General features: G+C 71.4%; 14 protein-coding genes and 2 pseudogenes. 8 read left to right on the top strand and 8 right to left on the bottom strand.

Annotated features, from left to right (window positions below):
- Positions 1-4 precede the first annotated feature (4 nt).
- The 3 genes from ACIA8E_RS30675 to ACIA8E_RS30665 all read right to left on the bottom strand — a co-directional run bounded on the left by ACIA8E_RS30675 (position 5) and on the right by ACIA8E_RS30665 (position 3,144).
- Positions 5-1,216: a PP2C family protein-serine/threonine phosphatase gene (locus tag ACIA8E_RS30675; protein ID WP_399302858.1), complete on the bottom strand. Its 1,212-nt coding sequence runs from the start codon at positions 1,214-1,216 to the stop codon at positions 5-7.
- A gap of 243 nt (positions 1,217-1,459) precedes the next feature.
- Positions 1,460-2,224 carry a GNAT family N-acetyltransferase gene (locus ACIA8E_RS30670; RefSeq protein ID WP_399302856.1) on the bottom strand — a complete coding sequence of 255 codons (765 nt, stop codon included), beginning with the start codon at positions 2,222-2,224 and terminating at the stop codon, positions 1,460-1,462.
- The gene (locus tag ACIA8E_RS30665; RefSeq protein ID WP_399302854.1) at positions 2,221-3,144 is read right to left on the bottom strand and encodes an NADP-dependent oxidoreductase; all 924 of its coding nucleotides are present in this window, start codon (positions 3,142-3,144) and stop codon (positions 2,221-2,223) included. The genes ACIA8E_RS30670 and ACIA8E_RS30665 overlap by 4 nt, the downstream gene beginning before the upstream one ends.
- A 119-nt stretch (positions 3,145-3,263) precedes the next feature.
- On the opposite strand from ACIA8E_RS30665, the gene ACIA8E_RS30660 reads away from it, so the two are divergent.
- The 7 genes and pseudogenes from ACIA8E_RS30660 (at position 3,264) to ACIA8E_RS30630 (ending at position 9,832) form a co-directional block, all read left to right on the top strand.
- Complete coding sequence (locus tag ACIA8E_RS30660; protein ID WP_399302852.1) at positions 3,264-3,593, top strand: hypothetical protein; 330 nt, start codon at positions 3,264-3,266, stop codon at positions 3,591-3,593.
- Positions 3,594-3,986: 393 nt separating this feature from the next.
- Positions 3,987-4,088, top strand: a complete 102-nt coding sequence (locus tag ACIA8E_RS30655; RefSeq protein WP_354006158.1) for a putative leader peptide — start codon at positions 3,987-3,989, stop codon at positions 4,086-4,088.
- A gap of 132 nt (positions 4,089-4,220) precedes the next feature.
- Complete coding sequence (locus tag ACIA8E_RS30650; RefSeq protein ID WP_399302850.1) at positions 4,221-5,195, top strand: TauD/TfdA dioxygenase family protein; 975 nt, start codon at positions 4,221-4,223, stop codon at positions 5,193-5,195.
- Between the two features lie 175 nt (positions 5,196-5,370).
- Positions 5,371-6,738, top strand: a complete 1,368-nt coding sequence (locus ACIA8E_RS30645) for a bifunctional o-acetylhomoserine/o-acetylserine sulfhydrylase (protein WP_399302848.1) — start codon at positions 5,371-5,373, stop codon at positions 6,736-6,738.
- Complete coding sequence (locus ACIA8E_RS30640; RefSeq protein ID WP_399302947.1) at positions 6,735-7,916, top strand: homoserine O-acetyltransferase; 1,182 nt, start codon at positions 6,735-6,737, stop codon at positions 7,914-7,916. Before ACIA8E_RS30645 ends, ACIA8E_RS30640 begins: the two co-directional genes overlap by 4 nt.
- 82 nt (positions 7,917-7,998) lie before the next feature.
- Positions 7,999-9,241: pseudogene (locus tag ACIA8E_RS30635) on the top strand (sulfite oxidase).
- 63 nt (positions 9,242-9,304) lie between these two features.
- Positions 9,305-9,832 carry a nuclear transport factor 2 family protein gene (locus ACIA8E_RS30630; RefSeq protein WP_399302846.1) on the top strand — a complete coding sequence of 176 codons (528 nt, stop codon included), beginning with the start codon at positions 9,305-9,307 and terminating at the stop codon, positions 9,830-9,832.
- Here ACIA8E_RS30630 and ACIA8E_RS30625 read toward each other — a convergent pair.
- The 3 genes from ACIA8E_RS30625 to ACIA8E_RS30615 form a co-directional block, all read right to left on the bottom strand.
- Positions 9,796-10,704, bottom strand: a complete 909-nt coding sequence (locus ACIA8E_RS30625; protein WP_399302844.1) for an NAD(P)-dependent oxidoreductase — start codon at positions 10,702-10,704, stop codon at positions 9,796-9,798. The genes ACIA8E_RS30630 and ACIA8E_RS30625 overlap by 37 nt on opposite strands.
- Positions 10,705-10,759: 55 nt before the next feature.
- Positions 10,760-11,305: an adenosylcobinamide amidohydrolase gene (locus tag ACIA8E_RS30620; protein WP_399302842.1), complete on the bottom strand. Its 546-nt coding sequence runs from the start codon at positions 11,303-11,305 to the stop codon at positions 10,760-10,762.
- Between the two features lie 218 nt (positions 11,306-11,523).
- Positions 11,524-12,759, bottom strand: a complete 1,236-nt coding sequence (locus ACIA8E_RS30615; protein WP_399302945.1) for a cytochrome P450 — start codon at positions 12,757-12,759, stop codon at positions 11,524-11,526.
- 542 nt (positions 12,760-13,301) lie between these two features.
- Between ACIA8E_RS30615 and ACIA8E_RS30610 the strand changes: the two are divergent.
- Positions 13,302-13,631 (top strand): annotated as a pseudogene (locus tag ACIA8E_RS30610) (PRC-barrel domain-containing protein); the annotation flags it as partial.
- A 287-nt stretch (positions 13,632-13,918) separates the two neighbouring features.
- On the opposite strand, the gene ACIA8E_RS30605 reads toward ACIA8E_RS30610, so the two are convergent.
- Both ACIA8E_RS30605 and ACIA8E_RS30600 read right to left on the bottom strand, forming a co-directional pair.
- Complete coding sequence (locus tag ACIA8E_RS30605; protein WP_399302840.1) at positions 13,919-15,142, bottom strand: beta-ketoacyl-[acyl-carrier-protein] synthase family protein; 1,224 nt, start codon at positions 15,140-15,142, stop codon at positions 13,919-13,921.
- Positions 15,139-15,417, bottom strand: a complete 279-nt coding sequence (locus ACIA8E_RS30600) for an acyl carrier protein (protein WP_399302838.1) — start codon at positions 15,415-15,417, stop codon at positions 15,139-15,141. Before ACIA8E_RS30600 ends, ACIA8E_RS30605 begins: the two co-directional genes overlap by 4 nt.
- Positions 15,418-15,479: the final 62 nt, after the last annotated feature.

Below are 15,479 nucleotides of genomic sequence, written 5' to 3'. Positions count from 1 at the left end.
TTGTCTATCGTTCGCCGAATGCCTGCGCGGCACCCCGCGCGCCCTCGCCGGCCAGTACGGGGCTGCGGCTCCCGGCCGGCGCCCTGCGCAGCGCGAGCACCGCGATGTCGTCGCGTCGTACGCCGCCGGTGAAGGCGTCGAGGTCCGCATGGAGGGCGTCCAGCACCTCGCGCGCCCCGCTCCCTGCCCAGCGGCCGAGCCGGGTGTCCAGCGGGTAGAAGGTGCCGACAGCGTTGCGGGCCTCGGTCACTCCGTCGGTGAAGACCAGGAGCGTCGCGCCGGACGGGAAGTCGAGCTGTTCCGCCACCCGCGGCTCGCTGCTGAGCTCGGCCATACCCAGCGGGACGGATGTCTGCCGGAGCGGCACCGGGGCGGCCGCGCCGTCATGCAGCAGCCTGGGCGGCAGATGGCCGCAGTTCACAGCCTGCACCCGGTCGCCGTCGTCGATGCCGAGGATCAGGGCGGTGACGAAACGTTCGGTCTCACCGGTCTGGGCGGAGAAGGTGTTGTGGCGGACGACCGCGTCCTCCAAGGCGTCCGCCACCCCGGTCAGGGTGGGCTCGCGGATGGCCGCTTCCCGGAACGCGCCGAGTGCGGCGAACCCCGCTCCGATGGCCGCGATCCCCTTGCCCTGGACATCGCCGATGATCACCCGTGTTCCGTACGGTGACTCGACGACCTCGTAGATGTCGCCGCCGACCAGCCGGTCCTCCTCGATCGGGGCGTAGACCCCGTGGACGACGACATGGCCGGTCAGGACGGGCAGCGGGCGCAGGATCTGACGCTGGAGAGCGACCGCCGCGGTGCGCAGTCTGGCGATCTCGGTGGCGTGACGAATCCGCAGCACACAGGACCCGACGCCCAGGCCACAGGCCAGCACCGTGAAGACGACGCCGCTGACAAGATCCCAGAACGACCCGCCGGACACCAGCCGGGAAGTGACGACGACGGCCATGACCCAGGTGGCGACGCCCACCGTCTGCCGGATGGTGCCGAAGACCGAGACAAATGCGGGCACGACAACCAGCAGAGGCACGATGCGCAGGTCGTTGCCGGTCATCACGTCGAGGACGAGGATCACAGCGGTCAGCAGAGCCAGGCCGCCGAACAACGCCGCGCTCCCGACCCGGGCCGCGGAGGCCTCGGCTTCCCCTGTGTCGGTCACCGGCAGCGCCGCACTGCGTACGGCTGCAGAGCGCTGGAGCCCGATCGTCACTGCACTGCCTCCTCCTGCAGGCGCCGGAGGGTTCCGGCACTCGCTTTCCAGTGCACCCGGAATCCGGCGTTCGGCACACGAGGCTTACGGCCTCATGGGCCGTGCCGAAAGTCCCGGGACGGGGCGGACCGACGGCATTCGGTCCGAAAGTCCCGGGCCGAAGGTCCCTTCCTTCGGCCCGAAAGACTTCCGGAGCCGGGCTGCAGCTGCAGGAACCGGGACTGCAGGAGAGGCGGCTCGACGTCAGCGCAACGCCTCCGCCCGCGCGTCGTCCGCGCCGCGGATGCGGTCGGACACCGGCAGGTTCGGCGGTACGACGACGGAGAGGAACGATGTCCGGCGCCGGAGCCGGTAGCCCAGCGATTCGTAGAGCCTGATGGCGTTGGTGTTCGTCGCCGACGCGTGCAGGAACGGCGTTTCGCCGCGCTCCCTGATCTCGTGTGCGACGGCGAGGACGAGCCGGGTGGCGAGCCCCTGGCCGCGCACGGTTTCGTCCGTGCAGACGCCGCTGATCTCGCTCCAGCCGGTCGGGTGCAGCCGTTCCCCGGCCATGGCGACGAGGGCCCCGTCGCGGCGGATACCCAGGTAGGTGCCGAGCTCGACGGTGCGCGGCAGGAACGGTCCGGGCCGGGTCCGTGCGACCAGGTCGAGCATCTCCGGCACATCGGCCGGACCGAGGCGGACGGCCTCCGGATCCGGGGCCGCTGCCACCCCGTCGTCGACGAGCTGGACGCCCTCCGCGCGGAAGGTGACCTCCCAGTCGCCGGGCGGCGGCTCGCGCAGCGCGGTGAGGGTGACGGACGCGCCGGGGCCGGCGAGTGCAGCGACGTCGGCCCAGTCCTCCGCATCCGGGAGGTCCGGCAGCGCGAGCCAGGGTGAGACGTCGGTCGGATACCGCAGAATGCGGCCCAAGCGCTCCGCGAAATGGGCGTGCGGTCCGGTCAGCGAGGCCCGGGCCGGATTGTCCAGCGGGTGCGCCCCGGGGACGGTGGGGTGCGCGGCGCTCATGCGGCGGCCACCTCGATCACGATCTTGCCGCGGGTGTGTCCGCTCTCCACTGCGCGCAGCGCCGCGGCAGCTTCGGCGAGCGGGTAGGTCTGCGTCACGTACGTCCTGAAGGCACCGCTGACGGCGAGGCGGGCCACTTCGTCGAGGACGGCGGCGGTACGGGCCCGGACGACAGCTGCCCCGCCGAGTTCCACGGCGAGCGGCTTGCCCCCTGCACTGATCAGCCGCTTCCGGTCGGTCAACAGCTCCGCGACGGCCCGCAGGGCGTCACCGCCGACCAGGTCGTAGACCGCGTCGACCCCGTCCGGGGCCACTGCCCGCACGCGGTCGACGACGCCGGGTCCCGACGCTACGTGCACGGCGCCGAGCGACTCGACGAAGTCCTTCTTGGCTTCGCTCGACGTCCCGATGGCCCGGACCCCGAAGTGGCGTGCGAGCTGGACCGCGGCCACACCGACGCCGCCCCCGGCGCCGTTGATCAGCAGGGTCGATCCGGGCGCGGCGTCCAGCTGGCGAATGCCGTCGTACGCGGTGGCCGCCGCGACCGGCAGCGCGGCCGCGTCGGTGAACGACAGGCCCTCCGGCTTGTGCGCGGTGACCGCGACGGGCAGCAGGGTGTACTCGGCGTAACCACCGGTCAGCGGATTGCCGAAGACCGCGTCCCCGACTTCGAACCCTTCGACACCGGGACCGACCTGCTCGACCACCCCGGCCGCTTCGCTGCCGAACACGGCGGGATATTGCGGCGCTGCGCTGCCGGGCCTGGTGTATCCGTTGCGCAGTTTCCAGTCGACCGGGTTGACCCCGGCGGCACGGACTACGACGAGCAGCTCCCCGGGCCCGGGGGTGGGCGTCTCCTGCTCGACGAAGGCTTCCACCTCCGGTCCGCCGCTGCGGGTGAATACGTACGCCTTCGGCATGAGCTCCCTCGCTCCGGTTCATGGCATCGGCCACCTCGGCAGCCGCTACCGGCTACAGCTGCAAGAGCTCCGTGCGGCATGCATGTATTCCCGGGTGATGGACTGTTCACAGGGTCGCAATGAATCCGGGTCGGGCCGGGTACGCACCGATCGGCCCCGTTCGGCCGCCGTCCACGGTCGATCTGCTGTTCGCCGGCCATGAGCTGGGCCGTATCGAGATCCACCGGACCCGACTGCACCCGCACGCACGGAGCCTGGTCAGCTCGCACGGCGCGGACCCGGTGGAGTGCATACCGGTCATGTCAGGCCAGGCGACGCCGATGGTGGACGACGTCCCTCAGCCGCCGGAGACTGGAGACGCGGCCCGCTTCTCGGGGCACCGCAGCCACCACGCGGCGCAGGACTCCCTCGCCGTCACGCACACCCTTGCCGGATACTCGCGCGCCTGACGGCGCCCACCATCCGGTCCGGGATCGATTTCCACTCAACTGCCCACGGGCACGTGCCGGTCGGGCCCCATTCGGTCGCCGCCTGTGGCAGGCTGGTGCCGACCGCCCCACCGGGCTCCCCCGTACCGGTGGGGCGGTTCTGCGCGGCTCCTGTCGCCGCCCCCTCCCCCACGTTGCGGCCTGATGAAATCAGGCGGGCGCCCGGGCCCCCGCCGTCGCATGACCGCCGGTCTCCGCGCACCTCCTGCGAATGGAGATGACTGCGCAGGTCAGAGGCCATGTGGGTGGCTGCAGAGCAGTGGGGTGACCGCCGACTGCTCCGGACCCTGTCGCCTCTCCGCGGACAGCGCAGCCGGAGTTGACGGCCTCCGGAGCCGCTGACACGCTCGCGACATGTCCGCGACTTCGACTCTCGTCTCGCGGCGCCACGTCGATCTGGGACGCGTAGCGTCCGCGGCGTGTAGCCGCGCTCTCCGCTGCGACCAGCTCCGCTGAACAGCTGACACACGCACGGACGTTGCCGCTGCGTCGACTCCGACTCCCATCCGGGCACCCCCGACGCACGGCCGTGCCCGCGTTCGCCCGTCACTCCCAGACACACCATTTCCGTATGGAAAGGGCTCCGCCATGACCTCCGCACCCGTTGTCGACCCGACCCACGACACCACCGTCGCCGCCGCCCCCGTCACCGTCACCGTCCAGAAGATCGGCGGGCGCATCGGAGCCGTCGTGTCCGGCGTCCGACTCGGCGGCGATCTCGAACCCGCCGTCGTGGCAGCCGTGCGCGCTGCGGCACTTGAGCACAAGGTGATCTTCTTCCGTGGCCAGGACCACCTGGACGGGGAGAGTCACGAGGCGTTCGGACGGCTCCTCGGTACCCCGGTCGCCCACCCGACCGTCCCGTCCGCCGACGGCCGCTACGCGCTCGGCATCGACTCCGACCACGGTGGCCGGGCCAACCAGTGGCACACCGACGTCACCTTCGTGCCCGCCTACCCGGCATTCTCCATCCTGCGGGCCGTGACCATTCCGCCGTACGGCGGCAACACCCTGTGGTCCAACACGGCAGCCGTCTATGCCGAGTTGCCCGAGCCGCTGCGCGCCCTCGCCGACAGCCTCCGGGCGATCCACTCCAACGACTACGACTACGCGGCCCTGCGCCCGAACGCCCTGCCCGAGGCGCTCGCCCAGTACCGGGAGGTATTCACCTCGACGAAGTTCCTCACCGAGCACCCGGTGGTGCGTGTCCACCCCGAGACCGGCGAACGGGTGCTGCTCCTCGGCAACTTCGTCCAGCGGATCGCCGGGCTCACCGGCCGCGACTCCCGGGCCCTGATCGATCTGTTCCAGTCCCACATCGAGCGTCCGGAGAACACCGTGCGCTGGCAGTGGCAGACGGGCGATGTGGCCATCTGGGACAACCGCGCCACCCAGCACTACGGCGTGGACGACTCCGACACCCACGACCGCAAACTGCGCCGGGTCACCGTCGACGGCGATGTCCCGATCGGCACGGACGGCCGCCCGTCCGTCCTGATCAGCCCCGACACCGTACCGGCCCCGGCCTTCGGGATCCCGTCCGGCGCCTCCACGGCCGCCTGACCTGACCACAACGCAACGCCGTCAACTACCTTCTGTTGCAGGGAAATTGCAGCCTCATGGCCATGCCGGAGGCAAGCTTCCGCACCCGTGCGACGCGCTCTACGGTCCGTAGCCAGTGCGTCACCCCCTGCCCCTCACCGTACTTCCGCCACAGATCTACCGTGCGAGGAACGTCATGAGCCAGCCCATCGACTCCGTCACCGCAGGACACACCCCCGAGGACCACGACCACCAGGATGCGGCCACGCAATCCGCGTGGTCCTTCGAGACAAAGCAGATCCACTCCGGCGCCGTCCCCGACCCGACGACCGGCGCACGTGCGGTGCCGATCTACCAGACCTCGTCGTTCGTCTTCCGCGACACCCGGCATGCGGCCGATCTGTTCTCCCTCGCGGAACCCGGCAACATCTACACGCGCATCCACAACCCCACCCAGGACGTCCTGGAACAGCGGATCGCCGCCCTGGAAGGGGGAGTTGCAGCTGTCGCACTGGCCTCCGGGCAGGCCGCCGAGACCCTCGCCATCCTGACGCTGGCCGGCGCCGGGGACCACATCGTCTCCTCCACCTCGCTCTACGGCGGCACGTACAACCTGCTGCGCCACACGCTCCCCCGGTTCGGGATCGAGGTGTCGTTCGTCGACGACCCCGACGACATCGACGCCTGGACGGCAGCAATCCGCCCGAACACCAAGGCACTGTTCGCGGAGACGTTGGGCAACCCGCGCGGCGACGTCCTCGACATCCGGGCGGTGGCCGATGCCGCGCACGCGGCCGGACTGCCACTGATCGTCGACAACACCGTGCCCACCCCGTATCTGCTGCGCCCGATCGAGCACGGCGCGGATGTCGTGATCCACTCGGCGACGAAGTTCCTCGGCGGCCACGGCACCACCATCGGCGGTGTGGTGGTGGACGGCGGCACGTTCGACTTCGGCGCCCACGCCGAGCGCTTCCCCGACTTCAGCTCGCCCGACCCCAGCTACCACGGGCTGCGCTACTGGCCCGATCTGGGGCCGAGCGCCTTCGCGGTGAAGCTCCGGGTCCAGCTGCTGCGCGACTTCGGACCCGCGCTCTCCCCGCACTCGGCGTTCCTGCTGCTGCAGGGCGTGGAGACGCTCAGTCTTCGGCTGGAGCGGCACACGTCCAACGCCCTGGCACTGGCCGAGTGGCTGGAGCGGCGCGACGAGGTGTCCGCCGTGCACTACGCGGGGCTGAAATCGAGCAAGTGGTACGAGGCGGGGCGGCGCTATCTGCCACGGGGCACCGGAGCTGTGCTCGCCTTCGAACTGCGGGACGGGGTGGAGGCGGGCAAGCGGTTCGTGGACGCGGTCGAGCTGTTCAGCCATCTCGCCAACATCGGTGACGTAAGGAGTCTGATCATTCATCCGGCGTCGACCACGCACAGCCAGCTGACCGAGGAACAGCTGGCGGCCACCGGTGCGACCGCCGGGCTGGTGCGGCTCTCGGTGGGCCTGGAGAACGTGGACGATCTCAAGGCCGATCTGGAGGCAGGGTTCCGCGCCGCGAAGGCTGCGTCCTGAACGGGACGGCCACTTCGCCCCTCGCACTCCCCCTCCCGCCGGCCACCGGAGGCTGGCAGGAGGGGGATCCGCCGGGCCGCCGCAGCTGGGTGACGCTGGGGCGACCGGCGGCGCTGGAGTCCGGCGGCTCGCTGCCGGGTGTGCGGCTGGCGTACGAGACCTGGGGAAGCCTGGCTACGGACGGCGCCAACGCGGTGCTGGTGCTGCATGCGCTGACCGGTGACAGCCATGTGGCCGGTCCTGCCGGTCCTGGACATCCGACAACGGGCTGGTGGGATGCGCTGATCGGTCCGGGAAGAGCGCTGGACACCGACCGCTGGTTCGTCGTCGCCCCGAATGTTCTGGGTGGCTGTCAGGGCAGCACCGGCCCTTCGTCACGGCGTCCGGGCGGCGCCCACTGGGGCGGCGACTTCCCCGACCTGACGGTCCGTGATCAGGTCACGGCCGAGGCCGAGTTGGCCGACGAGCTCGGTATCGGACGGTGGGCGGCGGTGATCGGCGGATCGATGGGCGGCATGCGGGCGCTCGAATGGGCGGTGAGCCGGCCGGATCGCACCGGATCGTTGCTCGTGCTGGCCGCTCCGGCGGCCGCGTCGGCGGAACAGATCGCCTGGGGGGCCGTACAGATCTCGGCGATCCGCACCGACCCCGGATGGCGAGGTGGTCACTACCACGCGGCGTCACCGGGCAACGGTCCGCACCATGGCCTCGGACTGGCCCGGCGGATCGCCCATGTCACCTACCGCAGCGAGCCGGAGCTCGGTGCCCGGTTCGGCAGGCAGCCCCAGGCCGGCGAGGACCCGGCGCGAGGCGGGCGCTACCAGGTGGAGTCATATCTCGACCATCACGCGGCCAAGCTGGTGCAACGCTTCGACGCGGGCAGTTACGTGACACTCACCACGGCAATGAACGGGCACGACGTCGGCCGCGGCCGCGGTGGTATCGCACAGACACTGCGCCGTGCCCGGATGCCCGCCCTGGTCGCGGGCGTCGACTCCGACCGCCTCTACCCGCTCGCGCAGCAGGCGGAGTTGGCGGCGCTGCTGCCCGGCGCGGACCGGCTCAGAATCGTGGAGTCGCCCTACGGACACGACGGCTTCCTGATCGAGACGGGCCAGGTGGGCGCTCTGGTACGGGAGTTGCTCCCGGGATCCACCGACGGCCGGGCGTCGCCCTGAGATACCCGCCGTGCGACATTCTGCCCCGCTGCATCCCGACGCTGTGCCGGCCCAGTTGTTGTCTCCCCACCCTGGAGTGTTCATGAGATCCGTTCCGCCGTCCGAGGCCGCGTACGACCGGATGCGACTGCGCCAGTGGGCGCGCGGGGTCGCCCGGTCCGCCGGGATCGAGCGCCGTGATCTGCTGAGGTTCGTGGCCGCCGCATCGGTGACCGGTCTTGTTGCAGCGACTCCCGCCCAGGCGGCCGACTCACCCGCCCCCGGAATCGTGAAGCCGCTGCCACCCGAGCTCTTCACCGTGCGCGGCACCAATGCCGAGACCAACTTCGCGGCGCTGCGGCCCACCGGCCTGCTCACTCCGGCCGACCGCTTCTTCGTACGCAACCACACCGTCACACCAAGGATCGACGCAGCCGGCTGGCGGCTCACCGTATGGGGCAGCGGACTGACGGGCCCGGCCGTGGACTTCACGTACGACCAGCTTCGCGCCCTGCCGTCCGTCACCCGCACCGCGTTCGTCGAATGCGCGGGGAACGCCCGCAGCTTTTACTCAACGCAGCAGAACCAGCGGGTCAGCGGCACCGCATGGACCCTGGGCGCGATCGGTACGGCCCGCTGGCGCGGGGCACGGCTGGCGGATGTACTGCGGCGGGCGGGCATCGGCAGGAACGCAGTCGACGTGTTGCCGCGCGGGCTCGACAACGAGGTCGTCAGCGACGGGACGAACCTGGGACGGGTGCGGCGGCCGTTGCCCGTCGCGAAGGCGCTGGACGATGTGGTTCTCGCGTACGAGATGAACGGCGAGCCGCTGCCGTCCGACCACGGGTGCCCGGTTCGGCTGATCGTGCCGTCCTGGGTCGGCATCGCGAACATCAAGTGGGTCGGCGACATCGAGGTGAGTGCAGAACCCCTGCTCTCCCCGTGGAACACCGGTCTCTACCGGCTGTTCGGCCCCGCGTACCCGCCGGAGGGCAGCGCGCCGCTGACCCGGCAGACGCTGAAGAGCGCGTTCGAACTGGCACCCGGCGCGTCGGTGCCCGCGCATCGGCGCCAGGTACTCACGGTCGGGCGGGGCCCCGGTGCGTACCGTCGAGGTCAGCACCGACGGCGGCGCCCGGTGGCGACGCGCCCGGCTCCGCGACGAGCCCCGCAGCGGAAGCTGGGTCCGCTGGTCGGCCGACTGGCTGCCGAAGCAGCGGGGTCCGGCGGTCCTGCTGGCGCGGGCGACGGACCGGACGGGCCGTTCGCAGCCGGACGTCGCGGCCCACAACACGCAGGGCTATCTCTTCGACGCGGTCGTACGGCACGGCGTACACGTCGTCTGACGGGCACCGCGGTCGGCGGAAATGCTCTGGCACGGCCGCGACCGGGACTGATAGGACTTCGGGATGCCGAACAACTCCCGCGCGTCCCTTGACCAGTTGGAACTGATGCTCGCCGAGCGGGCCTGCGAACGTCTCGTCATCGAGTTCGTCCGCCGGCTCGACCTCGGGGAACCGGACACGGTCGCCGAGCTGTTCACCACCGACGGCACATGGGAATGGCCCGGCGGCGAACGTCGCATCGAGGGGCGCGAGGCGTTGCGTGACTATTTCGGCGGCCGGCCGGCAGACCGGCTGTCACGGCGGATGTGTACGAACATCCTCGTCACGGTGGACTCGGCGACGACCGCGTCGTCGACGACGTACTTCGCGACCTATCGGATCGACGGCAGGAGCGACAGCCTGCCGTCGCCCCGGCTGCCCGCCAACGTCGGGCACTACGAGGACACGTTCCGCAGGGTCGACGGGGTGTGGCTGCTCGCCTCACGCACCACGTTCCTCGCGTTCGGCGGGGCCACGGAGCGCGTGGCCCCGATTCCCGCCGCGGTCGTCGACGGTCAGTCGCCGGCCTGCTCCGCCGGACGGCCCGCGTAGTAGGTGGCGATCATGTCCTCGCCGCCGTGGCCGGCCGCCTCCGCGCGCTCGAACCGGTCGGCCGACGCGGCGACCAGGTCCAGGATCACCCCGGACCGTCCGGCGGCCTCGAGGATGAGGCGGGTGTCCTTGAGCGCGGTGGACAGGGCGAAGCTGGGGGTGAGGTCGCCGGAGAGAACCGCCGCGGACTTGCCCTGGAGGTAGGCGGAGTCCAGCGGGCCGCCCTTCATCACGTCGAGGAACGACTGCGGGTCGATGTCCAGTCCCTCGGCAAGATTGAGGCATTCGGCGATGCTGCCCACCATGTTGATCACCCAGGTGTTGACCACGAGCTTCAGTCGCGAGGCCTCACCGGGTGCCTCGCCGACCCAGACCGTGCGCTGCCCGATCGCATCCAGCACCGGGTCCACCGACGGCCGGACGGCGGACGGGCCGGAGACGAGGACCGTCAACGCGCCCTGTTCCGCGGGCTGCTTGGTTCCGGCGACCGGGGCGTCGAGATAGACGAGTCCCAAGTCCGCCGCACGTTGGGCGAGATCAGCGGTGGCGTCGAGTCCGACGGTGGAGCTCTGCAGCAGGATCTGACCGCCGTGCACGCCCGACGCGGCAGCGGTGAGCGCGGCGGCGACGGACAGGCCGTCGTTGAGCATGGTCACGATGACATCCGCGCCCCGTACGGCTTCCTCCGCCGTTTCGGTGACTGTGGCGCCGTCGGCGGCGAGAGGAGCCGCCTTGGACTGCGTCCGGTTCCAGGCGCGGACGCCGAGTCCCGCCCGGAGCAGGCTCCGCGCCATCCCTGATCCCATGATCCCGGTACCGAGGACGGCCACGGTCGGCCGCTTGCGGGTGACGTGGACAGGTGTGGACGTCATGAGAGCGTGGTCCCTTCGTCGGCCGCGCCCCGCGCCGGCGCGGGGCGGTGAGAGGTCAAGGTTGCCGCAATGCGCCGTCGAGCACGGCACCGTGCACTGCTCTGGCGAGTCGCGATCCCCACCGCGAGCGCGGGCCCGCGAACGGCTGCGCCGCGGCCCCCGGTCCGGGCTCGGGTGCGGCGACGCACACGGCGTCCGTGGGGGTGCCGGAGCAGTCGAGTCCTGCGTCCAGGAGCGCCTGGACCTTCGCCTCGGTGGCGGTCGCGACCGCGTTGACCAGTGCGGCGTCGGACAGAGCCACAGGGACCGTGACGACGATATTGACCGTGCCCGGTGGCGGTGGTCCGTCGGTGCCCGCAGCCGGGTCGGCGGCCCAGCCCCGTACACCGAGGCCGCTGGTCACGGTGGCGGTCACGCCCTCGTCGACAGCGACCGTGTACGCGCTGACATCGGCCGCCGTCATCAGTGCGGCGCCGGGGCCGGCAAGGGCCTCTGCGGCAGCGATCTCGGCGAGGTGGGCATCGGGGTCGAGCCGTGGATAGCCGCCGGGAACCTGCGCGTTGAGGATCCATGCGCGCGGACCGATGCCGCCGCCGAGCATGGCACTGCTGCACGCCCGCCAGCCGGGTCCGAGCCGCCAGACGAGGTGGTGCAGGGCGAGGCCGTCCTCCTGCCGGGCCAGCAGCTCGACAGGCTGTCCGGGCGGGCGGACGACTACGGAACGAATGGTGCACTCCCGGTGGCACAGAAGACGACGGTCGGCAACAGCCCGTCGATCATATGGGGCGCAGGCCGCAGCGCTGCGTGCGGTGTCCGGCCTCAGCCCGCGGCGGGGCCCGTGTCCGGGCGGAGCCGTACCGGCAGTGTCCGCACGCTGTTGCCGACAAAGCTGGCATGGCGCACCAGCTTCTCGTCGGGCACGGTGACGTCCAGCCCCGGGAAGCGGCGGAACAGCTGCTCCAGCGCGATCGTCGCCTCCATCCGGGCGAGCGGCGCTCCCAGGCAGTAGTGCGGCCCGTGGCCGAGGGAGAGGTGGCGGGCCGCCGATGTCCTGGCCGGCCGGGTGACGTCGAAGCGGTCGGCGTCGGGGCCGTGCACGGACGTGTCGCGTCCGGCGGCCGAGTATCCGGCGAGTACGGGGGTGCCCTGTGGGATGACGGTCCCGTCGAGGGTCAGGTCGCGGGTCGGATAGCGGAACGGGAAGTAGCTGACCGGGCTGTCCCAGCGCAGTGTCTCCTCCACCACGTCGGCCCATCCCGCCCGGCCCGTGGTGATCAGGTCGAGCTGGTCCCGGTGGGTGCACAGCGCGCGTACGGCATTGGTGACGAGGTTCAGCGTGGTCTCGTGACCGGCGATGATCATCAGGAGCAGGGTGCCGATGAGTTCGTGCCGGCCGAGCCGGTCTCCGCCGTCGTCGCGGGTGGCGATCAGCGCGCTGGTGAGGTCGTCGCCGGGCTGCTCGGCGCGGGCCGCGGCGACAGTGCTGAGCAGTTCCACCAGCTCCCGGTTGGCGGCCATGGCTTCGACGGGCCCGATGTCGGTGGCGACGATCTGGTTCGACAGATGGTGCAGGCGGTCCTGGTACCGGCCGTCGACGCCGAGGAGCTCGCAGATGACGCCCATCGGCAGGGGCATCGCGAACCCGGCGCGCAGGTCCACCGTCCCGTCCCCCTCCTCGGCCGCCGCGTCGAGCCGGTCGAGCAGCTCTGCGGTGAGAGTCTCGATGCGCGGCCGGAGCGCTTCCACCCGCCGGGCGGTGAACGCCTTGCTCACCAGCCCACGCAGCCGCCGGTGGTCCGCATCATCGGCGGTGGTCATGCCCTGCACGGTGGCGAACGTCCGCAGCGGCCAGCCGTCGGGGATCCGCCCTTCGGCCAGCGCGGTGAAGTGGCGTGCGTCCTTTGCGACATCGGGGTGGGCGAGGAACTCCTTCAGGGCGTCGTGCCCGAGCACCGCCACCCCCGGCACATCGCCCGGCAGCACGACGGACGCCACGGCGCCCCGGGCCAGCAGCCGGGCATTGTCGGCGTGCGGACACCCACCGGCCGGATCCATGCGGTGCGCGGTGGCCTGCCCCGGTATCGGCGAGATGTTCAACGGGCCTCTCCTGACGGTCGTCGGCTCCGGACCGGCGGCTGACGCAGCCGTTCGGGGCGGCCGATGGCGGGATGCCGATCCTACGTTCAACACGCCGGGAACGAAGGATGGTTGGGCGGACGGGCGGCTGTTCCGCGTGCAGGCACCATGGGGAGATCGACGCGGAGACGGACGCCTTCGCAGACCGGTGGCGGGCACGGCCGCCCTCATCGAGATCGCTCCGCCCGCGCGGACCATGCGTACCTGAGCCGGCGAGCGAGGTCTGCCCGGTGCGTGTGTCCGAATGTCACGGACCCGCGCGGCCTTACGAGGTCTCACCCGAACGGCCCAGTCCGCGGGCGGGGGCCCCACCGGTGTCGCGCTGCGCTCCCGGGGACGCAGCGGACAGCCGTGCCGGGCCGAGAGGTTGCACCGTCCATTCGGGTGAGGCGCGATGGAGTCCGGACGCGCCTTCCCCGGTGGGCCCGCCCACGGACGCGCCCGGGCGAGGAGAATCGGTCATGGCAGCCCCTGACGGTTTCACGGATCCCGGAGAGCTCGACGGCCTGACGGTGTACGACACCGCGGGCGAGAGGGTGGGCAGCGTGGGGCGGGTGTATGTCGACGACGACACCGGTCGGCCGGACTGGATCACGGTGAGAACCGGCCTGTTCGGCATGAAGGAGAGTTTCGTGCCGCTCCACGGGGCCCGCAAGGTGGGCTCCGACCTGCACATCAAGCATCCGAAGGACAGCGTCAAGCAAGCCCCCAGGGTGGCCGCGGACGCGCATCTCTCCGTGGCCGAGGAGGAGGAGCTCTACCGGCACTACGACCTCACCGGGAAGCTCGGAGGACAGGCGCGGTGACCTGGCGCGTGCGGTGTACCCGCGAGGCGAGGACGGACCCGCACCGTGCCGGGTGCGGCCGGCCCGCTTCGGTCACGCGCGAGGGACGCCGCGCACCAGGGCGTCCGGCTCTGAAGCTGTCAGCCACGACCGGGAGGCGCTCCACCGTCGGGCGAACAGCAACAAGCCGCCGGAGCAGCCCCGGCGATGCCGCAGGACCGCGCCGGTCACGACGTCGCGTTCGACGACGTCTTCCGCCGGTTCTGCTTGGCGAGCCGCCGGTACCGCAAGGTCTACGGGTGCTGGAGGGCGATCACGGCGTTGTGGCCGCCGAACCCGAAGGAATGGCTGACTGCGCGGCGGACCGGTTGCAGGAGAGGCGCCTTGGTGACGCAGTCGATGTCGAACTCGGCTGCCGGGGCGTCCAGATTGGCGATCGGTGGTACGACTCCGTGCTGAAGCGTGAGGATCGTCAGCCCGGCCTCGATGGCTCCGGCTGCCCCCATGCAGTGGCCCAGCACGCCCTTGGGAGCCGTGACGGGCGGCCGGTGCGGATAGACCCGGCCGATCAGGGCGGCTTCGGTGGCATCGCCCAACGGTGTCGACGTGCCGTGCGCGTTGACGTGTTCGACGTCCTCGGCCCGCCAGCCCGCGTCGCGCAGCGCCGCCTCGACGGCAGCCCGGGCGACGGCGCCGGACGGATGCGGGCTGGTGGGATGGTGGGCGTCGGTGGTGGCCCCCGCACCTGCGAGCAGTGCTCGCGGCGCCGCGCCCCGGGCCTGGGCGTCGTCCGCCCGTTCCAGCACCATGAGGGCGGCGCCCTCACCCATGACGAGTCCGGCACGATCGGCCGCGAACGGCCGGCAGAGACGGGCCGGGTCGCCGTCCCTGCGGGCGGCGGCGCCGGACCGGGCGAAGCCGGTCATGGCGACCGGGAAGACGATGGACTCGGTGGCGCCGGCGATCGCGATGTCGCACTGGTCGGTGACCAGCAGGTCCCGGGCCACGGAGAGCGCGGTGACCCCGGACGAACAGGCGGTGCACGGCGCCAGGCTGGGACCTGTTGCCCGCATCCGGATGGCGATCTCGGCCGCGGGCATGTTCGGGATGGTGAGCAGGATGCCGGACGGGGAGGTGGCCTCCGGCCCGCGCCGGTCGAGTGCGACGGCCTGTTCGGTCAGGCCGGCGGACCCTCCGCTGCTGGTGCCGACGACGACGGCCACCCGGCTGCCGTCCCAGTCGGCCGGGTCGAGTCCGGCGTCGGCGACCGCCTCCCGTGCCGCGAGGACGGCGAACTTGACGTACTTCCCCATCCGGAACGCCGTCCGGCCGCCGACCGCCTCGTCCAGATCGATGCCGGAGACCGTGCACGCGAAGTCGATCTCGCACCCTTCGAGTTCGGGGACGGTGCGGGCGGGCGAGATCCCGGAGCAGACCCCGTTCCAGGTGGTTTCGGTGTCGTTGCCGGCCGGGGTGATCATCCCCAGGCCGGTGACGACGACGGCGGGCCTGTTCATCGGGGGTTGCTCATCGCTGCCTCGCCGCTCGCCGCCGCCACGCCGCCGACCGTCTCGTCGAGGAACCGGGTGATGTCGGCCAGGGTGGCGTCCTTGTAGAGCTTGTCGGAGCCGGCGTCGACGCCCAGCTTCTCCTTGACGATGACGGCGAACTCGGCGACGGCGAGCGAGTCCATCTCCAGGCTGTCCATGGTGGAGTCCGGGTGAATCTCGGCGGCGGGCACCCTGAAGGTGCCGATGAGGATGTCGGTGATCTTGGGATGAATCGCGCTCATGATCTTCCTCTTCGGTCTGTGGTGCAGGTGCGTCGGGCCGGGTGAATGCACCGTCCCGACGC

The sequence above is a fragment of the Streptomyces sp. NPDC051664 genome, assembly GCF_044453545.1.
GTDB lineage: Bacteria > Actinomycetota > Actinomycetes > Streptomycetales > Streptomycetaceae > Streptomyces.
The sequence above is the reverse complement of the archived record's forward strand: the minus strand, read 5'-3'. Positions and strand labels throughout refer to the sequence as shown.

What these genes read in the sequence shown, in the direction of transcription:
- ACIA8E_RS30670 (WP_399302856.1), bottom strand. Translation starts at nt 2,224, where the DNA reads ATGAGCGCCGCGCACCCCACCGTCCCCGGGGCGCACCCGCTGGACAAT.
- ACIA8E_RS30665 (WP_399302854.1), bottom strand. Translation starts at nt 3,144, where the DNA reads ATGCCGAAGGCGTACGTATTCACCCGCAGCGGCGGACCGGAGGTGGAA.
- ACIA8E_RS30660 (WP_399302852.1), top strand. Translation starts at nt 3,264, where the DNA reads ATGAATCCGGGTCGGGCCGGGTACGCACCGATCGGCCCCGTTCGGCCG.
- ACIA8E_RS30655 (WP_354006158.1), top strand. Translation starts at nt 3,987, where the DNA reads ATGTCCGCGACTTCGACTCTCGTCTCGCGGCGCCACGTCGATCTGGGA.
- ACIA8E_RS30650 (WP_399302850.1), top strand. Translation starts at nt 4,221, where the DNA reads ATGACCTCCGCACCCGTTGTCGACCCGACCCACGACACCACCGTCGCC.
- ACIA8E_RS30645 (WP_399302848.1), top strand. Translation starts at nt 5,371, where the DNA reads ATGAGCCAGCCCATCGACTCCGTCACCGCAGGACACACCCCCGAGGAC.
- ACIA8E_RS30630 (WP_399302846.1), top strand. Translation starts at nt 9,305, where the DNA reads ATGCCGAACAACTCCCGCGCGTCCCTTGACCAGTTGGAACTGATGCTC.
- ACIA8E_RS30625 (WP_399302844.1), bottom strand. Translation starts at nt 10,704, where the DNA reads ATGACGTCCACACCTGTCCACGTCACCCGCAAGCGGCCGACCGTGGCC.
- ACIA8E_RS30620 (WP_399302842.1), bottom strand. Translation starts at nt 11,305, where the DNA reads ATGCTCGGCGGCGGCATCGGTCCGCGCGCATGGATCCTCAACGCGCAG.
- ACIA8E_RS30615 (WP_399302945.1), bottom strand. Translation starts at nt 12,759, where the DNA reads ATGGATCCGGCCGGTGGGTGTCCGCACGCCGACAATGCCCGGCTGCTG.
- ACIA8E_RS30605 (WP_399302840.1), bottom strand. Translation starts at nt 15,142, where the DNA reads ATGAACAGGCCCGCCGTCGTCGTCACCGGCCTGGGGATGATCACCCCG.
- ACIA8E_RS30600 (WP_399302838.1), bottom strand. Translation starts at nt 15,417, where the DNA reads ATGAGCGCGATTCATCCCAAGATCACCGACATCCTCATCGGCACCTTC.